At 47.1% G+C, this 19,938-nt stretch carries 22 protein-coding genes; 10 read left to right on the forward strand and 12 right to left on the reverse strand.

Annotated elements, in window-relative coordinates:
- The first annotated feature begins 2 nt into the window (after positions 1-2).
- The 3 genes from gapS4a to METTU_RS22785 all read left to right on the forward strand — a co-directional run bounded on the left by gapS4a (position 3) and on the right by METTU_RS22785 (position 2,627).
- Positions 3-986 carry a GapS4a family protein gene (gapS4a, locus tag METTU_RS19295; RefSeq protein ID WP_006893643.1) on the forward strand — a complete coding sequence of 328 codons (984 nt, stop codon included), beginning with the start codon at positions 3-5 and terminating at the stop codon, positions 984-986.
- Positions 983-2,122 (forward strand): GapS4b family protein, encoded by a 1,140-nt coding sequence (gene gapS4b / locus METTU_RS19300; protein WP_006893644.1) that lies wholly within the window; start codon positions 983-985, stop codon positions 2,120-2,122. Before gapS4a ends, gapS4b begins: the two co-directional genes overlap by 4 nt.
- Before the next feature lie 274 nt (positions 2,123-2,396).
- The gene (locus METTU_RS22785) at positions 2,397-2,627 is read left to right on the forward strand and encodes a GNAT family N-acetyltransferase (RefSeq protein WP_081466952.1); all 231 of its coding nucleotides are present in this window, start codon (positions 2,397-2,399) and stop codon (positions 2,625-2,627) included.
- Between the two features lie 44 nt (positions 2,628-2,671).
- Here the strand turns inward: METTU_RS22785 and METTU_RS19310 are convergent, their stop codons facing one another.
- From METTU_RS19310 to METTU_RS19330, 5 genes are all read right to left on the reverse strand, one after another.
- Positions 2,672-2,980 (reverse strand): helix-turn-helix domain-containing protein, encoded by a 309-nt coding sequence (locus METTU_RS19310; RefSeq protein ID WP_006893645.1) that lies wholly within the window; start codon positions 2,978-2,980, stop codon positions 2,672-2,674.
- The gene (locus METTU_RS19315) at positions 2,973-3,299 is read right to left on the reverse strand and encodes a type II toxin-antitoxin system RelE/ParE family toxin (protein ID WP_006893646.1); all 327 of its coding nucleotides are present in this window, start codon (positions 3,297-3,299) and stop codon (positions 2,973-2,975) included. Before METTU_RS19315 ends, METTU_RS19310 begins: the two co-directional genes overlap by 8 nt.
- A gap of 343 nt (positions 3,300-3,642) precedes the next feature.
- On the reverse strand, positions 3,643-4,212 hold the full coding sequence (gene cydX / locus METTU_RS24695) for a cytochrome bd-I oxidase subunit CydX (RefSeq protein ID WP_040581063.1): 570 nt from the start codon (positions 4,210-4,212) through the stop codon (positions 3,643-3,645).
- Between the two features lie 9 nt (positions 4,213-4,221).
- On the reverse strand, positions 4,222-5,361 hold the full coding sequence (gene cydB, locus METTU_RS19325) for a cytochrome d ubiquinol oxidase subunit II (RefSeq protein WP_006893647.1): 1,140 nt from the start codon (positions 5,359-5,361) through the stop codon (positions 4,222-4,224).
- The gene (locus METTU_RS19330) at positions 5,358-6,920 is read right to left on the reverse strand and encodes a cytochrome ubiquinol oxidase subunit I (protein WP_006893648.1); all 1,563 of its coding nucleotides are present in this window, start codon (positions 6,918-6,920) and stop codon (positions 5,358-5,360) included. The genes cydB and METTU_RS19330 overlap by 4 nt, the downstream gene beginning before the upstream one ends.
- A gap of 372 nt (positions 6,921-7,292) precedes the next feature.
- On the opposite strand from METTU_RS19330, the gene METTU_RS19335 reads away from it, so the two are divergent.
- From METTU_RS19335 to METTU_RS19355, 5 genes are all read left to right on the forward strand, one after another.
- Positions 7,293-8,573: an NAD(P)/FAD-dependent oxidoreductase gene (locus METTU_RS19335; protein WP_006893649.1), complete on the forward strand. Its 1,281-nt coding sequence runs from the start codon at positions 7,293-7,295 to the stop codon at positions 8,571-8,573.
- Between the two features lies 1 nt (position 8,574).
- Positions 8,575-8,775 carry a YgaP family membrane protein gene (locus METTU_RS19340; protein ID WP_006893650.1) on the forward strand — a complete coding sequence of 67 codons (201 nt, stop codon included), beginning with the start codon at positions 8,575-8,577 and terminating at the stop codon, positions 8,773-8,775.
- A gap of 382 nt (positions 8,776-9,157) precedes the next feature.
- Complete coding sequence (locus METTU_RS19345) at positions 9,158-10,531, forward strand: TolC family protein (protein ID WP_254258061.1); 1,374 nt, start codon at positions 9,158-9,160, stop codon at positions 10,529-10,531.
- Positions 10,532-11,002: 471 nt separating this feature from the next.
- Positions 11,003-12,088, forward strand: a complete 1,086-nt coding sequence (locus METTU_RS19350) for an efflux RND transporter periplasmic adaptor subunit (RefSeq protein ID WP_006893652.1) — start codon at positions 11,003-11,005, stop codon at positions 12,086-12,088.
- Positions 12,088-15,333, forward strand: a complete 3,246-nt coding sequence (locus tag METTU_RS19355; RefSeq protein WP_006893653.1) for an efflux RND transporter permease subunit — start codon at positions 12,088-12,090, stop codon at positions 15,331-15,333. Before METTU_RS19350 ends, METTU_RS19355 begins: the two co-directional genes overlap by 1 nt.
- Before the next feature lie 100 nt (positions 15,334-15,433).
- Here METTU_RS19355 and METTU_RS19360 read toward each other — a convergent pair whose 3' ends face one another.
- The 6 genes from METTU_RS19360 to METTU_RS19385 form a co-directional block, all read right to left on the reverse strand.
- Positions 15,434-15,850: a YeeE/YedE family protein gene (locus METTU_RS19360; protein WP_006893654.1), complete on the reverse strand. Its 417-nt coding sequence runs from the start codon at positions 15,848-15,850 to the stop codon at positions 15,434-15,436.
- 2 nt (positions 15,851-15,852) lie between these two features.
- Positions 15,853-16,290 (reverse strand): YeeE/YedE family protein, encoded by a 438-nt coding sequence (locus tag METTU_RS19365; RefSeq protein ID WP_006893655.1) that lies wholly within the window; start codon positions 16,288-16,290, stop codon positions 15,853-15,855.
- Between the two features lie 115 nt (positions 16,291-16,405).
- Positions 16,406-16,654 (reverse strand): PIN domain-containing protein, encoded by a 249-nt coding sequence (locus METTU_RS19370; RefSeq protein WP_254258063.1) that lies wholly within the window; start codon positions 16,652-16,654, stop codon positions 16,406-16,408.
- 64 nt (positions 16,655-16,718) lie between these two features.
- The gene (locus METTU_RS19375; protein WP_006893658.1) at positions 16,719-16,961 is read right to left on the reverse strand and encodes a ribbon-helix-helix domain-containing protein; all 243 of its coding nucleotides are present in this window, start codon (positions 16,959-16,961) and stop codon (positions 16,719-16,721) included.
- A gap of 95 nt (positions 16,962-17,056) precedes the next feature.
- The gene (gene hemJ, locus METTU_RS19380; RefSeq protein WP_006893660.1) at positions 17,057-17,482 is read right to left on the reverse strand and encodes a protoporphyrinogen oxidase HemJ; all 426 of its coding nucleotides are present in this window, start codon (positions 17,480-17,482) and stop codon (positions 17,057-17,059) included.
- A 3-nt stretch (positions 17,483-17,485) separates the two neighbouring features.
- Entirely contained in the window at positions 17,486-17,974 is a 489-nt protein-coding gene (locus METTU_RS19385; RefSeq protein ID WP_006893661.1) for a peroxiredoxin family protein, read from the reverse strand.
- Between the two features lie 337 nt (positions 17,975-18,311).
- Between METTU_RS19385 and METTU_RS19390 the strand changes: the two genes are divergently transcribed.
- Positions 18,312-18,869, forward strand: a complete 558-nt coding sequence (locus tag METTU_RS19390) for a rhomboid family intramembrane serine protease (protein WP_169624989.1) — start codon at positions 18,312-18,314, stop codon at positions 18,867-18,869.
- A 204-nt stretch (positions 18,870-19,073) separates the two neighbouring features.
- Complete coding sequence (locus tag METTU_RS19395; protein WP_040581572.1) at positions 19,074-19,418, forward strand: DUF4870 family protein; 345 nt, start codon at positions 19,074-19,076, stop codon at positions 19,416-19,418.
- Positions 19,419-19,503: 85 nt separating this feature from the next.
- Here METTU_RS19395 and METTU_RS19400 read toward each other — a convergent pair whose 3' ends face one another.
- Complete coding sequence (locus METTU_RS19400) at positions 19,504-19,818, reverse strand: hypothetical protein (RefSeq protein ID WP_006893666.1); 315 nt, start codon at positions 19,816-19,818, stop codon at positions 19,504-19,506.
- Positions 19,819-19,938: the final 120 nt, after the last annotated feature.

Below are 19,938 nucleotides of genomic sequence, written 5' to 3' on the forward strand. Positions count from 1 at the left end.
TTATGGGTGGAAAATCAAATGAGTCAGGAAAAATTGGTGAACAATTAGCTTCTTCTCTTTTAGAAATGATTGGATGGAAACCATCAATTCACAACCTAACTATCAAATGCAACACGCCGACGCACTTAACTGAAAGTGGAAATCAGAGAACAACACATGAAGAAGATCAGTTTTTCATATACCACAATCCGTTTCATGATGACCATACCGAAATTGTCCATATTTCGGTAAAAAACAATATTGATCAGTATCCGCAAAACGCGGCACTAAAAACTAGTTTTAAAGCCCATTTGAAGGAGTTGCATGAAATCATTGAGTGTGCAAAGCATGACCCAAAACTAATAGAAATAACTAATTCGTTTGGTGCAAAACGACACAAACACCATTCTGGTTTATTGGTATGGTTACAAAATGATAAGGATAATATTGAGCAGAACATCAAATCAGACTTATCTAATAGCCAGCTTGAACAATCTAATGATGTACCTGTTTACCTAATAGATAATGCTCGCGCATCTTTCCTGCTAAAAGTTGTTGATGATTTAAAGCGTCGTTCAAATAAAGATAATGTTGACGATTTAACGACTCGTTCAGTTAAAGGTAATGTCGAATTTTTTTACCCTCAAATTGGAACATCAATGGGAGTTAATGAAAGCCGAACAGGGAAAATGATTCCATTAGAATTAATTGCTGCGGACATTATTTTTGGCTTTATTCGAAACACAGAAGGCAGTGTGCAAGAGTTAGTCATCTATGCCAATCAAACTTTTAGTGTTGATTCTTATAAAAGGCTAATAGCCTATGCTTTACAATTTGTATCGGGATCTGTTTCAGTTATAAAAATAGGAATGCCTGATTATAATCCCACACACCATGGAAACGATGCAAAACAAGCTCGCCTTGTTTTCAATCGTCGAGAAGAATCTATAACACCATTCTCTTTTGAACGCTCTATATTGAATTTTCTTGATGAGGAAACAAAATGAGTTCGGAATTTAATATATATTCAAGTATTGCTTATGGCAATGAACTTCGTAGATTACTTAATAGCAATCACATCTCATACGGTGAAGTAGATAGTGTACTTAAAGAAAAGGGGGTATTTGTAGGTGATAATGACAAAGAAGTTACCGTCCCTTTGTTATCTGCAACATTGCTTACACCGGATGAATTTTTAAAATTAATCGAGAATAACTTCAATCGTGAATCGCGACCAAAGGTGAAACCTCTTTTGAGTTTAGAACTTGCTGAGAAAGGTTTGGACTGGATTAGCCCCCTTAAGAAATTATTATTAACAGAAGATTTTCAAATGCTTTCCAGCAAAGGAAATGAAAAGTTCGTTACGGAACCAACAATTGTTGTAGAAGGTAAAAAAATAACTATATCTTATTCGATTATGCGTGAAGATTTTAGTCGGGATTTTTTACAAAGAGAGCTAATTTTTAACGGGGAAATAACGATTGAGCAACAAGGCAATTCACTGAAATTAGACCGTTCTTCAACCCATTCGTCAAAAGGGATTGAAGCTGTTAATAAGAAAATAAATTCTCGTATTGCAAAAATACTAAGTGATTCAAAGCTAGTATCTGATACAAAACCACAACAAATTACATTTGGTTCTTTTACTAACGAAGAAAGAGTTAGGTTCTTTAAGCGGCTTACCGCTGGTTTCCCTAAATATCTTTTGCTTGGAACAGTTAATGATATTGAGATAAGTCTTGATAAAAATGCACCGCCATTGCCTGATGATCCGCAAATATCATGGATGAAGCAAGCAGTGAGGCGTTTGAAAATTGATGGAGAACGTCTAAATGACATTTTTCTGATTAGTGATGAACAATATTACAAGTATTACTATATTCTACGAATTGATATAACGTTTCCATTCAAAGAAGGAGCAAATTCTGGCGAATGTCACATTAGTTTTTCATTTAGCCATTCAGAACGTAGCAAAAAAAATATTGCTTCATCCGAGTTGATTTTTGATTGTGTAAAAACAACTTACAAAAATACCGCAAACTCGGATGCTAAAAAAATAGTTACAACGGCTATTAATAAAGCAGTTCGTTCATTAATTGAAGAAAAGTACGAACTATTACTTTCAGAACGAAATGCTAAATAATATTGCTTAACGAGGCTGCAGAGTACTAGCGTTCATGGGAAAAGCAGAATAAAGAGGTCACAAAACACATGGTCAGGCCTTCCCAATCACGCACCCGGTCTGATCTTAGCCCAGTTCCGTAGGTCGGGCATGCTGTTTATGCCCGACGCTCTCAAGCTTCAATAAAATGACGAATTTCGGGCTTAACCGCCGCCGTTCCCTCTTCTGGCGTTAAAATGTCGGGCAACGAAAAGCTGTCGCCCGACCTACATTAACTGATCCTGTTCCTGTCGCCATTCTTGGTCGTCTTGCCGTTGACAAGTCCTGGCAGGGGCGAGGGGTTGAGGTTGCCTTGCTTCAAGATGCCGTCGGTCGCACGGCGCAAGCTGGCGGCATTCTTGGCATACGCGGTCTTCTTGTTCATGCGCTTTCGATTGAAGCAAAGGCTTTTTATGAGCATCATGGGTTTGTCGCATCGCCGACACAACCCATGACCTTCATCCTGTCGCTAAAGGGACTTGTGTAATTATTGATGGTCTTTAGAGAGTCCTGTTCAGCAGTTATCCCTGTCTAAACCAAATGCACTTCCAATTTTTTACCCACAGCAGCGGCGTATTTGCGCAAGGTGTCGATAGACGGCGAATGTTTGCCTGAGACCAAGGCGCTTTCCAGGCGGGCCACCGCCGAGGCTTTTGTGCCCATGCGATCAGCGACTTGCGCTTGGGTTAATCCGGCTTCGCGTCTGGCGCTGAGTATTTCGTCGAGTATGGCGTATTTTGTGATGTTGGCGTCATAATCGGCTTTTACCGCCGGATTACTTAATAATTGTTCGCGAAATGCGGCATCGTGTGGAACGGGTTGGTAAGTATCGTTAGCCATGGTTAACCTCTTTTAGTCGTTTTCTGGCAAGCTGTAAATCAGCCGCTGGTGTGGTATTGGTTTTCTTGACTAGGCTATGCAAAATAACAATCGCCTGTCCAATTTGTGTGCAATAAAACACGCGCCCGATGCCTTCTTTGCCTTTGGGGCGCAGTTCGAATAAACCGCCGCCCATTGCACGGGAATGAGGCATGTGCAAATTTGCCCCGTGATTTTGCATTAAATCGGTCAAGTGAATGTAATCCGCTAAGATTCCCGCCGGTAGTGCCATCACTTGCTGCTTAACCCGCTCATTGTAGTAGGTGATGGTATAGTTCATGGGGGGATTGTAACAAATTTGTTACTTATGGCAACTGCCGCTTCTTGTAGAATAAATTGGGGTGGCAAATTTTGCACCGCATTTTTGTTTTTTGCTCTCGTTCCTACGTAGCATGTCACTGCCATTAAATTAAGGATGGACAGTACCTTTTCCCTCAGGGAGAAGGTTAGGATGAGGGGATCAAATAAAGCTTTTTGCCTTATTTTTTATTCTCCTCACCCCAACCCTCTCCAGCAGGAGAGGGGGTTTTTTCTTAATTTAATGGCAGTGACGTAGCATGTGGGAACGAGAGCGGTAGCATCCATGCTTGTGTTGAGTATATATGCAATGTAAGAGCGGGGATTTATAAGCCGCTCTTTGCCGTTGCAACTCTGATCAATTCATCCACTTCATTCGTTGTAGCAGCAGATTTTTCAGTGAGTGCGGAGTATTCAGCAACCCCAACAGCCGCTTCAACAACCAGGCCGGGCGCTTTAACTTGCTGTGAAATTCCGTTTTTAATCTGCCCCGCAAGCCGCTCGGCTTTCCTCAACGGCGAACCCGGCAGGGCGATCAAGAAGTCTTGCTCTCCCATTCTCGCCGCAATATCGACGCCAGCCCTGATGTCGTTCTTAAAACAACCGGCCACGCCGCGTAATATCGCGTCCATTTCGTAGTCGGGCAGGTCGTTATGCTGGGTTTTAAAATCTTTCAAGCTGATAAAAAGAATGGAAAACGGGAAGCCGTTGCGTTTGGAGTTTTCGACTTTTTCCTGTAAGCGGCCCAGCATCGTGTCTCTGGTCATTAACTGGGTTAGCGGGTCTAAGGGGATATGTTCCCTATCCCATGTTTCCTGAGCCTCCAGCCGCAGCACGTTGATAATGCCTAGTGAGCAGGCCAGTAATAATCCAAGTATCCAGGTGAAATACCACATAGCAATCTCCTAATAAGCCGAATGATCGTTCTGATGAATGTGTTCCAGCGTGATTTTTCCGCGCATCACGCGGAACGCCCAAGTTGTGTAAGCGACAACGATGGGTAAAAAAATCACCGTCACCCAGAACATGATTTTTAAGGTGGTAAGGCTGGAACTGGCGTCCCATACGGTCAAGGAACTGCTCAGCGCCGAGCTCGACGGTATCAGGAACGGAAACATCGATACGCCCGCCGTTAAAATAACGGAAGTTAATACTAATGAACTGGTTATAAATGCCAGACCAGTGCGGTCAATTTTCGATAGCACGATGGTTGCAACTCCTGCAATAAAAGCCAGCGCGGGAATAACCCATAACACAGGACAATGCGCATAGTTATCCAGCCATAAGCCCGGTTCTTTGGAAACCATTTTTGCCAATGGGTTGGACGGTGCGTTAGGGAGGATTTCTGTGGTGATACGGTAACCGTCAATATGGGCAACCCAGAAGCCCGCCACAGCAAAAATGACCAGCGTTATGATTGCAGAAACAGTGACCACTTTTTTACAACGCCGATTAATGTCACCCTCGGTTTTGAGCTGTAAATAAACCGCACCGTGCATGATCAGCATCGATAAGCTGAGCAGTCCCGCCGCCAATGCAAAAGGGTTTAATAATGCCCAGAACGAGCCGGTATAAAAAATACGCATATCGTTATCGAAGTGGAACGGTACGCCTTGCAACAAGTTGCCGAACGCCACGCCGAAAATCAATGCCGGTACGAACCCTCCGACAAACAACGCAATATCCCAGTTGTTGCGCCATGTTTGGCTGGGCAGTTTACTGCGGTAATCAAAGCCTATCGGCCTTAAGAATAACGCAAACAAGGTCAGCAATAAGGCGAAATAAAATCCCGAAAATGCCACGGAATAGGCGATAGGCCAGGCAGCAAACAACGCGCCGCCCGCGGTTATAAACCAAACTTGGTTGCCTTCCCAGGTTGCGCCGATGGAATTGATAATCACGCGGCGTTCGCTATCGTTTTTCCCTAAAAAGGGTAATAAGACCGCCACGCCCAGGTCAAAGCCGTCGGTAATGGCAAAGCCGATCAATAAAGCGCCTAATAAAGCCCACCAGATCAGGCGCAGGGTTTCATAATCGAAAATCATAGTGATGCTCCTGTGGCGATTTCAAAATGGTAACGGCCTTTATGCAGGCTGCTGGGGCCTAACTTGATAAATTTGAGCATCAAGAACATTTCGATGATCAAAAATACCGTATATAAACCGATATAGCCTGCCAGACTTAGATATATATCCAGTTCGGTTAGGGAGGATGTGCTTAAGAATGTCGGTAAAATCTCCGCAATCGTCCATGGCTGACGGCCGAATTCGGCTACAAACCATCCCATTTCAGAGGCAATCCAGGGTAAAGGCATAATATAAAGACTCGAACGCAACAACCAGTTCTGCCTGCATTTACGAATCGAGCTGGCGATAACCGCAAAAATAAATATCGCCAGCATAATAAAGCCGCAAGCCACCATGATTCGGAAGGTCCAGAATAAAGGCACGACTCTGGGTATCGAATATTGCACCGCCTGTTCTACTTGCTGGTCGGTCGCGTCGACCACGTTCTCCGTATAGCGTTTGAGCAATAGACCGTAACCCAAATCCTGTTTGTAATGGTTAAACTCGGCACGGACAATAGGATCTTTGCTGCCGGTTCTTAACGTCTGTAACAGTGAATAGGCCTTCATGCCGTCACGAATGCGCTGGCGATTTTTTTCCAGGATCTCCGATAGTCCGGTAATCGGCTCATCGACAGAACGCGTGCCGATCAAGCCCAATACCCAGGGAATTTTTATTGCATAATGCGTTTCCATGGTTTCCTGATCGGGAATGCCGATGACGGTAAATGCTGCGGGCGGTTCGACGGTGTGCCATTCGGCCTCGATAGCGGCCAGTTTGGCTTTTTGTACTTCGCCGTCGGTATAGCCGCTTTCATCGCCCAACACGATGACCGACAGGATCGCGGCCAGGCCAAAACCTGCGGCGATGGTATAAGAGCGTTGCGCAAAGGCTGCATCGCGACCTTTCAGCATGTAATAAGCGCTGATGCCCAGCACGAAAACAGAGGCGGTGGTGTAACCTGCGGCAACGGTATGGACGAATTTAACCTGGGCGGCCGGGTTGAATAACAGGTCACCGAAGCTGGAGATTTCCATACGCATGGTTTCGTAATTGAACTCGGCGCCGACCGGGTTTTGCATCCAGCCGTTGGCGACCAGAATCCATAACGCGGATAAGTTGGTTCCTAACGCAACCAGCCAGGTCACCAGCAAATGTTGTCCTTTGCCCAGCTTGTCCCAGCCGAAGAAAAACAGGCCGACAAAGGTGGATTCCAGGAAAAACGCCATCAAGCCCTCAATAGCAAGCGGCGCGCCGAAAATATCGCCGACATAATGCGAGAAATACGACCAGTTCATGCCGAATTGAAATTCCATGGTCAAACCGGTGGTGACGCCCAGCGCGAAATTGATGCCGAATAATTTTCCCCAGAACTGGGTCATATCCTTGTAAATTTCTTTGCCGGTCATAACATAGGTCGATTCCATAATCGCTAGTAAAAACGACAAGCCCAATGTCAACGGAACAAACAGAAAATGGTATAGAGAAGTTGCTGCAAACTGCCAGCGCGATAAATCAACCACGGCCTCTGAAATCATAAATTTCCCCTATGGGTTGCAGTTCTGTAGAGCAGAACTTGAGATGAACGGCATTGAACACAAAGTAAACCAATACAGCCTGCGATTAAAACAAATTACATTGAGAGAAACAATACAAACTTTAAGTTTGATTTACTCTAACAATTAGGCTTGGATGCCAAGAGAAAATTGTGTTACTGTTTATTAATGATCACTAATATACGAATTGACTGTTAAGTCTTTCGGTACTTTTGTCCGATCGGTTATAGGTGACGATTTTTCTTTTTCGCTACTCAGTAGATATACCCATTCATTTGAATGAGATTTTCAATTAACATCGGCTAGTTAAAAGACACAAGGCACGTAATAATAATTATTAATCAGGAGAACATCATGGCTCGTATTGTAATTTTAGGTGCAGGCATTGGCGGCGTACCAATGGCTTACGAAATGAAGGAAACAGTCGGAAAAAATCATGATGTGATCGTGATTTCCGATAGCCCGACTTTTCATTTTGTTCCGTCAAATCCCTGGGTTCCACCCAAATGGCGAACGCCTGAAGAGTTGAAGATTGAATTAGCCCCGGTTTTTAAAAAGAAAGGCATCGAATTCATTCAAAAAGCCGCCGCAAAAGTCGACCCGGTTAATAATCAAGTGCTGCTGGATGACGGCTCAGCCGTTGCTTACGACTTCCTGGTTATCGCTACAGGACCGCGTCTTGCCTTCGATGAAGTTCCCGGTTTAGGGCCTGATGGTTATACCTCATCGGTTTGTCATGTTGATCATGCTGAAGTTGCTATAAAAGATTGGGATAAATTCATGGAAGATCCCGGCCCGATTGTTATCGGTGCGGTTCAGGGAGCGTCCTGTTATGGCCCTGCGTATGAATATTTAATGATTCTTGAAGCGGAGTTACGCAAAAAGAAAATTCGCGACAAAGTGCCGATGACTTTTGTTACCGCGGAACCCTATATCGGTCATTTGGGCTTGGGCGGCGTCGGCGATACCAAAGGTATGCTGGAAAGCGCCTTACGTGACAAGACCGTCAAATGGATAACCAATGCCAAGGTCGACAAAATCGAACCCGGCATGATGTTTGTCACTGAAGTCGATGATGAGGGCAAGGACAAGAAAAAACATGAATTGCCCTTTAAGCATTCAATGATGTTACCTGCTTTTACCGGTGTTGACGCGGTGCGCAATGTCGGCGTCGAAGGCCTGGTTAATCCGCGCGGCTTTGTTTTGGTGGATGAGCATCAGCGTAATAAAACTTTCAAGAACGTGTATTCCGTCGGCGTTTGCATTGCCATTCCGCCTATAGAACCGACGCCGGTACCGGTTGGCGCGCCTAAAACCGGCTATATGATCGAATCTATGGTGACCGCCACCGCGCATAATATTGCCGATGAGTTGGCCGGCAAAGAGCCGACCCACAGAGCGACGTTGAATGCGTTATGTCTGGCTGATTTTGGCGATTCGGGGGTGGCTTTTTTGGCCAAACCGCAAATTCCGCCGCGTAATGTAACCTGGTCGGCCGAAGGTAAATGGGTGCATCTGGCTAAAATCGGTTTCGAGAAATATTTCATGCGTAAAATACGAAAAGGCATCAGCGAACCTTTCTATGAACGGTTAATGCTCAAATTAATAGGTATAGTTCGGTTAAAAGGAAACTAATATGACTATTGATCGCGTAGTTTTTGCCGTTGCAGGCAGTTTTATTTTGATTAGCCTGTTATTGGCGCATTATCATTCTGAATTGTGGCTATGGTTTACCGCTTTTGTCGGCGCAAATTTGCTGCAATCGGCATTTACGGGGTTTTGTCCGATGGCAATCATACTTAAAAAATTGGGCTTTAAGCCGGGTAGCGCATTTTGATTGTGTAGAGTTATGTTTTTTACCACGAAGACACGAAGAGTGCGGTATTCCCAAGCTCAAGCTTGGGAATACCGCCAGGTAGCTTTAGCTTCCCGAAACCACAAGCCGGGCGGGGCATGTTGCCCCGTCCGAAACGTTTGATGTTGGTTAAGTGTGTGCATAGCTCAGAAACGTTAGGGGCGGGGTTACAAACCCCGTCCCGCTTGCAGTACAGTTTTATATAAGTTTTCGACGAAAACGCTGTTATATTTTTCACCACGAAGGCACGAAGACCACGAAGAAAAACATAACCCTTCGTGGACTTCGTGCCTTCGTGGTGAATCAAAAATGCCAATTTCTTAACAGGTACGTGAAGATTATGCTTAAAACAATAAAAAACAAATTGGCATTAACTCTATTACCGATGCTCATGTTATCGACCTTGTCAGCCTTAGCGGATCAAGGTCTCAAAAATCCTGCTGATAAAGCCGCACCGGAGAAATCAACCAGCCAATCCTTTACACTGGATCAGGCCATTGATTACTCGTTATCCAATAATCCCGACCTGCAAATCGCCTCGGAACGCATCAGCCAAGCCGAGGCCCAATTAGGCGTAGCGCTGTCCGCATTTTATCCGCAAGTAACCGCCAAGGTTGGTTACGATCATTCGAACAATCCCGCGCAAGTCTTTTCGATGATTGTGTCGCAAAGGGATTTTAATTCCAATTCGATCAATAACATTAACACTCCCGGTTATCGGCAAAACTTTCGTCCCGAAATCATAGGCAAACTGTCCCTGTTTCGTGGCGGCCAGGATTATCAAAACAGTAAAGCGGCGGAGCTGGGTATCGACGCGGCGGAGTTTGAACGCTCAACCGTGCGCAATGCCTTGATTGAAGCCGTAACCGCTTCATATTATGCCTATTTGGCCGCGCAGGAAGCGCAAAAAGTCGCTCAGGATTCTATTGCCGCGATTACCAGCGAGCTAAAGCAATCAAAACTGAGGTATGAGGCGGGAACCGTGCTTAAATCCGACGTTTTATCGCTGGAAGTGAAACTGGCTGAAGCGCAGGAAGCCGAAATCAGGGCCGCCAACGGCATCGAGCTAGCCAAAACCGGCATCGCTACCTTGCTCGGCCTATCGACGGATCACGCATTTACTGTTGCGTCCGCCTCTTCGAAATTACCTGAACCCAAGATGACGGCATCGTTTAACAACTTGCTCGAACTTGCGATGACGCAACGCCCGGAAGTTAAAGCGGCCGCCACTCAGGTAGAAATAGCGCAAGCCAAGTTAAAAAGCGAGCAGGGCGCTTATTTGCCCAAAGCCGATGCTTATGTGAGTTACGGCCAAAACAGCCAGTCTCCCGGTTTTTCCAGCAGCAAAGATAATGTCACCGCCGGAGTCAGCGTCGAAATGGATTTGTTTTCCGGGTTAGAAACCAAAAACCGCGTCAGTGCTGCGGAGCGAAAAGCTGCCGAAGCCCGTGAAACGGAACGAAAAACCAAGCTGGTTATCGAACAGGAAGTGAAAGTTGCTTCCCTGAAGTTGGAAGAAGCCCAGGCTCGTATGCGCGTCACCGAAGCCTCGGTGGCCGCTGCCGACGAAGCATTGAGGCTGGTTAATGAACAACGACGCGCGGAAACAGTGACGGTCACTCGTTATATCGAAGCGGAAGTAGCCAGGAATAAAGCCCACTCCAACACGATTGCAGCGCATTATGATGCCTTGAGTGCCGAAGCGGCATTGAAAAAAGCGGTCGGCGATTGGAAGTAAAACCTAAACAGCGATTTGTCCACGAAAGACACGAAAAGCACGAAAAAATAATAAATGAATAATTTCTACGCTCCAGCGCTCATCACTGTACACAAGTATTTAAAAAACACGTCATCCCGGCAGGGATTGCCGGGATCCACGACTGCATGGATGCAGGAGGTAGAGCACCAACAGTAGGCGCTTTAGGCGACGCAGGAGCAGTTGCCGAGAAGCCATGGATGGCGATACTGGAACAGACACAAGTGTCACTAGGGATTGCTCTGTAAAATCAAGCGTTCACATCCCTGTGCTCTGGATTCGCTACGCGCTCTAACGGGTCCGGCAATCCCTGCCGGAATGACGGTGTACCACAGACAGTTGTGTATAAAGATGAGTGCGCTACGTGGGAACGATAAGAATGTTTATTTAGTATTTTTTCGTGCTTTTCGTGTCTTTCGTGGACAAATATTTTTTTAAGACAAAGGAAATCTTATGTCTCAAACCGAACCCAAAAATATCAACAAAATCGTCACTATTGCCGTCGCCGTTTTAGCCCTGATTTTGCTGCTGCTTTATATGCAAGGCAGCTTTGTTAGCAAAGTGTCGCCAGGAAATAGCCCATTGCCCGGTGATGCAAACGCGCAGAAAAACGATACGGCTATTGTCGAAAAAAAGCAGATTGACGATATTCTTGCCTGGCCCGGCACGGTAAAGTCGAGAACCGTAGCCAATATCGCCCCCAAAATGACGGCCCGGATTATCGAGATCAAGGTCCATGCCGGCGACAAAGTCAAAAAAGGCGATCTAATCGCCCGCCTGGATGAACGGGATGTTAAGGCCCAGGAAAATGCAGCTCTAGCCGCACTCGTCGGAGCCAATGCCCAAGCCAATCGCGCCAAAGCAGACGAACAGCGCACCCGCAGCCTGTACAGCAAAGAAGCGGCGACCCGAGAAAATTTTGACGCCGTAGTCGCCAGTGCCAAAGAGGCGCAAGCCGGTGCAAATCAGGCGGCAAGCGCTGTAACGGAAATCCGCTCCCATCTGGCCGATACGCTGTTGCTCGCTCCATTTGACGGCGTTGTTGTGAAACGCCATCAAGAACCTGGCGACATGGGCCTGCCCGGCGTACCCGTGGTGACCTTGCAAACGCCGCAAGGCTTAAGGCTTGAGGCCGACGTGCCAAGCACTTGCGCCGGGCGTTACAGCATCGGCATGAACGTCAATGTGCGCATTGATACGCTGGGCCTAACCACCAGCGCGCAAATTGACGAGATCAGTCCCGAAGTCGACTCGCAAACCCGCACCCAGCTGATTAAAATCGCACTGCCTGCTATCGAAGGCCTACAACCGGGATATTTCGGCTGGCTGGAACAAGCCTGCGGCCAACATGAAGCCTTATTGATTCCTGTCAGTGCAGTGGAACATATCGGCCAGCTGGAAGTCGTTAAGGTCTGGTCCGAAGGCCGTGAGCTCATGCGCCATATCAGAACCGGTAAAACTTTCGGCGAGCAAATCGAAGTCATTTCCGGCTTGCATGCCGGTGAAACCGTCATAACCCATCCTCAGCAGGCGCAATAATGGACGACCTGCAAAACCAAAATCCCAAGCGTGGATTGACGACCAAGATTGTCGAAATTTTCACCACGTCGCAGCTGTCCATACTGTTCCTGATCATCTCGCTGCTGGCGGGAGCGGCGGCGTTGATCCTGACGCCGCGGGAAGAAGACCCGCAGATTGTCGTGCCGGTTATGGATGTGCTGGTCGAATTTCCGGGTGCTTCCAGCGAAGAAGTCGAAAAATTGGTGTCCACGCCGTTGGAGGTTCTGCTTAAACAAGTTGAAGGCGTGGAATATGTTTATTCCGTGTCTAAACCCGGCGCGGCTTTGGTTACCGTGCGTTATTTTGTCGGACAGTCTTTTGAAGACAGCTTGGTCAAGACCTGGGATAGGCTGATGTCCAACCAGAACCTGATTCCTCCAGGCGTCACCCACTGGAAAGTGTCGCCGGTCGAAATCGATAACGTGCCGATCGTTCTGCTGACGCTTTCCGCGCAGAATGATAATTACGACTCGATGGCCTTGCGTCGTATCGCCGATGAGCTGATCATTTCCTTGAGAAGCGTCGGCGATGTAGGCAAAAGTTGGGTTGTCGGCGGCGAACAGCGGCGGGTATCGATTTATGCCAATCCTGCCGCACTGGTGGCGCATGGCGTTACGTTGCTTGAGATTACCCAAGCGCTGGCTAATGCTAACGTTAACCTGCAAGTCGGCAACATCGAACGCGGCAACCGTGAAATTCTGTTGGAAGCGGGGCCTCATTTTGAGTCATCGGACGAAGTCGGCGCGACCGTCATTAAGAGCGTTGCAGGCCGCCCGGTTTACCTGCGCGATGTGGCGCGCATTGAAGACGGCCCGGCCGATGTCGATCACTACACCCGCATCGGTTTTGGCCCTGCGGTTGACGGGATGCCGACGATAGGCCACGCCACCGGCAACAAGCCGCAAGTCGGGCAAGAGCGTCAGATGGTCACCATTGCCGTTGCCAAGCGTAAGGGCAGCAATGCGGTCAACGTCGCCGAAGCCGTGATCGCCACGGCGGAAAAACTGCACGGCACGTTGATCCCGGAAGATATTTTGCTGAGCATTAGCCGCGATTACGGCGAAACGGCCAACCACAAGGTCAACGAACTGGTTAAGCATTTGAGTTTCGCTATCGTAATTATTGTGGTATTGCTGGCCTTCTCGTTGGGACTGAAAGAGTCGTTCATCGTTTCGATCGCCGTGCCGATGACCTTGGCGCTGACCTTGTTGCTGGATTATATCTCCGGTTACACGATCAACCGCGTCACCTTGTTTGCGTTGATCCTGTCGCTTGGCCTGCTGGTCGACGACCCGATCGTCGATGTCGAAAACATCCACCGCCACTATAAGTTACGCAAAGAATCGCCGCTACAAGCGCTGTTGACGGCGGTCGATGAAGTCAGGCCGCCGACCATTCTGGCGACTTTTACCGTGATCGTGTCATTCCTGCCAATGTTTTTCATCACCGGCATGATGGGGCCGTATATGGCGCCGATGGCGTTTAACGTGCCGATAGCGATGATTGTTTCGTTGATCGTCGCTTTTACCGTGACGCCGTGGGCGAGTTTCAAACTGCTGCAAAGCGAATATCACAAGCATAGCGATGAAGCGCCGTTGGAGCTCAAGCAAACCTTCATCTACCGGACTTATCGCGCAGCACTCGGCCCACTGCTGGAGACCTCAAAACGCGCAAAGTTGTTCTTGCTGATTGTGCTGATAGCCTTTATCGGCTCAACGCTGCTGGCCATCACCCGCGCCGTTCCGCTCAAGTTATTGCCGTTCGACAATAAAAACGAGCTGCAAATCATGATCGATATGCCGCGCGGCTCGACGCTTGAGCAAACCGACGAAGTCGCGCGCGCCCTCGGCAGCTATCTTGCCACCGTCAACGAAGTCACCGATTATCAAACCTACACCGGCCTTGCCGCGCCGATGGACTTTAACGGCATGGTTCGCCATTATTACTTACGCAGCGGCGGTTATGTCGGCGAAGTCAGGATCAATTTATTAGCTAAAGACCGGCGGGAGCAGCAATCGCACGAAATCGCCTTACGCATTCGCCCTGAAATAGAACGGCTCGGTAAACAATACGGCGCAAACCTTAAAATCACGGAAATCCCACCGGGGCCGCCGGTGCTTTCCGATCTGGTCGCCGAAGTCTACGGTCCGCCTGAAGCCAGTATTGACAGCTTGGTCGCCGTATCCAAGCGCGTCAGGGCCGATATGGAAAAAACCGAAGGCGTAGTCGATGTCGATGATTATTCCGAAGCGCAACATGACAAAGTCCATTTTCACTTGAACCGGGAGAAAGCGGCATTGTCCGGCGTCAGCGTTGCGCAAGTTGCCGAAACGCTGCGCATCGCTGCCGCAGGCCAGGCTGTCGGTATCGTTCATGTAGACAGCGAGCGCCAGCCGCTTGAAATCACCTTGCAACTACCTCGCGCGCTCCGCTCGTCTGTTGCCGATTTATTGGCATTGCGGGTTAAAACCGGGCAGGGCGATCTGATCCCGTTAAGCGAAATAGGCAGCGCCAATATCGAAAGCGAAGACCAGCCTATTTTCCACAAGAACCTGCAACGGGTGAATTACGTGATTGCCGGAATGGCCGGACGCAGCCCGGTGGAAGCGGTTTTCGATTTGAATGACGTGCTGGATGAACGCCCGTTGCCGGAAGGTTATACCGCCGAACTGGCAGGTGAGGGTGAATGGAAAATCACCGTCGATGTGTTTCGTGATCTTGGCTTGGCCTTTGCGGCCGCGCTGGTGATGATCTATATCTTGCTGGTCGGGCAAACCGGATCGTTGAGTGTGCCGCTGGTGATGATGATAGCGATCCCGCTGACCGTGATCGGCATCATGCCGGGCTTCTGGGTACTTAATCTATTTGCCGCGCCTATCGCAGGTTATCCCAACCCGATTTATTTCACCGCCACCGCGATGATCGGCATGATTGCGTTGGCCGGTATCGTGGTGCGCAACTCGATTATCCTGATCGATTTTATCGAGCGCATTCGCGCCCGCGGCGATGTGACGCTGGCAGAAGCCCTGATTGAAGCCGGTGCGATACGCTTGCGGCCGATATTTCTGACTGCCGGTGCGGCCATGTTCGGTGCGTTTGTGATTATTTTCGATCCGATCTTTTCAGGGCTGGCATGGAGCTTTATCTTTGGAATTTTTGCCTCGACCTTGTTTTCGCTGCTGGTGATTCCGGTGGTTTATTTTTTGATTAATAAAGAAGCGTGATTTTTCACCACGAAGGCACGAAGAGTTGAAAATTTAATTCCCTCTCCTGTTGGAGAGGGTTAGGGAGAGGAGATTCAAAAAACCGGCAATAATCGGAATATTACTTCCCGCGCCGCTCAATCATGACGTACAAAGCCATTCCAGCAAGCATCGACGCAACAAATATCCATGCTTTGGGTTGTCCTGCGGCCGCACTTACTACAGCCGGTCCGGGGCAAAAACCTGAAAGTCCCCAGCCGATCCCAAAAACCAGGCTGCCAATTAGCAAACCTTTATCCAACTCGGTTGCAGAGGACAACTGCATAGGTGCTCCAAGCAAACTACGCTGACGTTTTTTAGCGAGAGTAAAGGCTCCGGCACCAACCAAAATGGCACCGCCCATGACGAACGCGAGAGACGGGTCCCACGCACCGGCCAAATCCAGAAAGCTAATGACCTTCGATGGATCGGTCATGCCGGAGATGATCAGGCCCAGGCCAAACAACAGTCCAACGACAAAAGCATTAATATTCAGCATAGTTAGAGCCCTATCAAGTGGCGAGTCAGATAAACGGTGATAATACCCGCCATCATGAAAGTCAGCGTAGCGGCAATGGATCGTATCGATCCTCGAGAAATGCCGCAGACGCCATGGCCGCTGGTGCAGCCTGACGCATAGCTGGTGCCCAAGCCTACCAGCAGACCGGCAATGATCAATTGCGCGGTTCCCGCTTCGATTATCACAGGGGGGAGATCGGAGGCAATTTGATAAACGAAAGGCGCAACTGCCATGCCGAGCAGGAACAGTACGCGCCAGGTTTTGTCTCCTTTGTCGGCTTGAAGAAGGCCGGCTAAAATTCCGCTGATACCTGCAATTCGGCCATTCAATAACACAAACAGGGCAGCGGCTATGCCGATCAATAAGCCGCCTAAGAGACCGGCAATATAGGCGCAGTGGGTAAAGTCAGATAGATTCATATTTCTCTAAAATATTGAGTACTTTAAAAAATGAGTGTTTTTAGTTTTTCAAAGTCTTTTGCTAAACCTGCTTTATGCGAGGTTTATAGCTTTGAAGATAATTTCTTGTCGAGCGTTAGCAACTCAATGGCATGGGTTTTTGCTGTTGAAGCAATAATCGCTCGGGCAGTTTTGTTTGATGCTGACGTCTAAATTGAATAGTCAGATCTTCAATGATAGGGGAAACGCTCAAATGAGTCATTCTATCCAATAGACTTTCAATCGCTTGTTCTTCGTTTTCGGTTATGCCCGGAAAACTGAGCAGTTCCATGCGAGTGATGCCGCTAAACGCGCATTGGCTAATGTTAATTTTCTTAGCTTGCATAAGTGCTATGACCTCTGCGCTTTTTTGGTACATACCAATAATGATATTGGTATCGAGTAAATAGCTAATCCCATTCATCGCGTAATGCCTTTTGGATGGCTAACGGGTCGCCTGTAAACGTGGGCAAACTGGGGAGTGTAGCGATGATGTCGGACATAAGTTCATTCTTTCCTGCATGAGTGATTTGCAGGGTACCAAGATAATCGGCGAGGGCTTGCTTGACCAATTGTGCTGGGTCTAAATGTTCTCGCTGAGTCAACTGATCGAGCAAGTGAGCTGTTTCATCGTCGAGTTCTAATGTCATCATGGCTTAAACTCCATTGGTAAAATGATTTTCAGCAACTGTTGGAAATAGTATTTTTTTCTAAAATACGGATGCTACATTATAAATGATTTATCTCATCAAAAAGGCTTAACAACCGCCAGGATTACGATACCGACCAAAAACAGAACCGGCACCTCATTCATCCAGCGATAAAACACATGGCTACGCCGGTTACGGTCATGTTTAAAATCAAGCAGCCACTGATAGCAAAAATAGTGGTAAACCAGCGTCAGCGCCAGCAGCGCCAGTTTTGCGTGCAGCCAACCGGCATTAGCATAAACAGCCCAGTCGTAAGCAACCAACATCCAGATACCGAACAGCAAGGTTGCAATCATGCCCGGCGTCATAATGCCGAAGAACAGTTTGCGCTCCATCACCTTAAAGCGCTCATTGCTGATCTCGTCAGAGCTCATCGCGTGATAAACATACAGGCGCGGCAGGTAAAACAGACCGGCGAACCAGGTGACCATAAAAATCAGGTGTAACGCTTTTAACCAGAGCATGGGCTAGCCTTTAAGTAGTGATTCGATATTTGTTTTCATTTTTGCCAGGTCGAAAAGACCGATTTCTTTTTTAACAACCGAACCGTCCGGGGCAATCAAAAAGGTGCTGGGTGTAAACATGACGCCGCCGAAAGCCCGGGCGTGTTCCGAATTCAAATCCAGCGCCACATTGTAGGGCAGCTGCTTGGCTTTAGTCATATCGACGACGTGATTCGGCGGGTCGTAATACATCGCAACGGCGATCATCTCAAGACCCGATGCGTGGTATTGGGTATACAGATCGATTAGATCGGGAATTTCCTTGATACACGAAGGGCAATCTGTCGCCCAGAAAGTGACGATAACCGGTTTGCCGCGCAAATCTTTTAGGGCGATTTTTTGGCCGGTGATGGTGGTGAAGGTCACATCCGGAGCCGAAGTGATGGTCTCGCTACAGCCTATTGAAATGAGCAGTAACAGTAATAAACTGAACTGCCGGTAATTTGTTTGCATGGGTTTTTTATGGTTTGAATGTATTGGAATGACAACAAAATAACATACCCAATTTAAAAAACCATAACAACGTTGGTTTATGCTTTTTAAGCACATAATTTGGCGCATCTCTTCCAACAAGGTTGGTAGGGTATTGCTTGATATAGATTTATTAACGGATATAATCGGTTGCAAATTTTTTATCACATAACCTCAAGGTATCTAGATGTCAGAGCAGTTCTTATTTCGAAATATAATCGAAAATTTATTCAATGTTCGGGATAACATAGTTCAGGGAAACACTATCAATAACGATCTGACGATAAACATACACAGACACCAAGGATGGAAATTAAAATTGAACTCTCCAGTAATTCTTGTATTTTCTGCATTGATCCTTATTGTTCACTTATCATATCAGACGCGCTACTCTTACCAAATAATGGAGTTTTTCTCCGTTCCACGTGAATTTTTATTTACAAATATTAATCATTATTTAAGAACAATATCTTTTGTGCTTGGACATCGAAGCTGGAATGAGGTCGCTAGTAATCTAACGTTAATACTTCTAATTGGGCCTATTACGGAAGAAAGATATGGCTCACTCCAGCTAATAGTAATGATCCTACTCACAGCTTTTATTTCTGGACTTGTTCAGTCATTTTTATTTGATGGCGGAGTTATTGGGGCAAGTTGTGTTGTGTACATGCTTATGCTTGCTGCATCATTCGTCAATACACGAAAAGGTGAGGTACCAATTACTTTCGTTATCGTTATGATCGTTTACGTTGCCGGTGGATTATCAGCATTATCTCAAAATGGACAAGAAAGCTTGGTTCCTCAAATAGTTGGAGGATTGTGTGGAGCTGTTTTTGTAGTTTTTGGCTTGGCGCGGAAAGTCGAATCAACGAGATAACTCATATTCGCTAGTTCCCAAGCTCAAGCTTGGAAATTCGTTTTGGAAGCTCTAGCTTCCCGTTTCGCGAAGCTAGAGCTTCGCCTTCTGGGTTCCCAAGCTGGAGCTTGGGAACCAGCGACCAGCGTAAATCAGCGTAATATGCCGTTCCCATACCGAGCGTGAACGATGCAAAGTAACAAATTTACAAAAGTGAAAACATCGATGAAAAACATAGCCACCACAGAAAACGAAAAATCAGCAATAACCCTTACCACGGTTATTTACGCACTCTACGCCGCGTCTTATTTTGTCGGTATCACAGCCATCATTGCAATCGTGATGAACTATGTCAAAAAGGATGACGTGGTCGGAACATTTCTGGAGAGTCACTTTCGTTGGCAAATCAGGACTTTTTGGTTCGGAGTGCTTTGGGGTGTGCTGGGGACAATCACGATGGTGTTCATTATCGGGTGGTTTGTGCTTGTCGCTGATGGCATCTGGATCATTTACCGCATAGTCAAAGGCTGGTTGCGGCTTAATGACGGTAAGCCCATGTACACGGTCTAACGATAAAACTAAAAAACACCAGCCGCGTGAACGACTGGTGTTCCATGTGATTTAGATGTAACGGGAGTAACCGGAACTTTAGTTGTTACTGCTTTTCCTTGTTTTTCGCACCTTGTGGGGCTTTTTTATCGGTGGTCTGTGCTTTTACTTTCGTCTCTGAAACATCATAATCTTGTTTAAAGGTATCCTCACAAACCTTTAAAGCCGCATGGTCTTGAGCGGCTTGCACACAGCTCAGGTTTTTTTGAGCAATTTGCACCTTTTCCAGAACATTGGCTATTTGGCGATCCTTATCTGCCTGAAATGTCGCCGAATCAGGATCATCTGCAACCGCCATTGCAGGGGCCAGCAAAACCACGCTATAAGTTACTGTTAATAAGATTGATTTTGTAAAATTCACATTTCCTCCTCAAAGGTCTTATAAGCGAGTGACAATTTTCAATCCCACTCTCTACCTAAAAAGCTACGCTGCAAAAGTCTGCATGTCAAATGATTAATTCTTTCAGACAAGGACGAATTG

Source organism: Methylobacter tundripaludum SV96 (genome assembly GCF_000190755.2).
In the GTDB taxonomy this organism is placed as follows: Bacteria; Pseudomonadota; Gammaproteobacteria; order Methylococcales; family Methylomonadaceae; genus Methylobacter_A; species Methylobacter_A tundripaludum.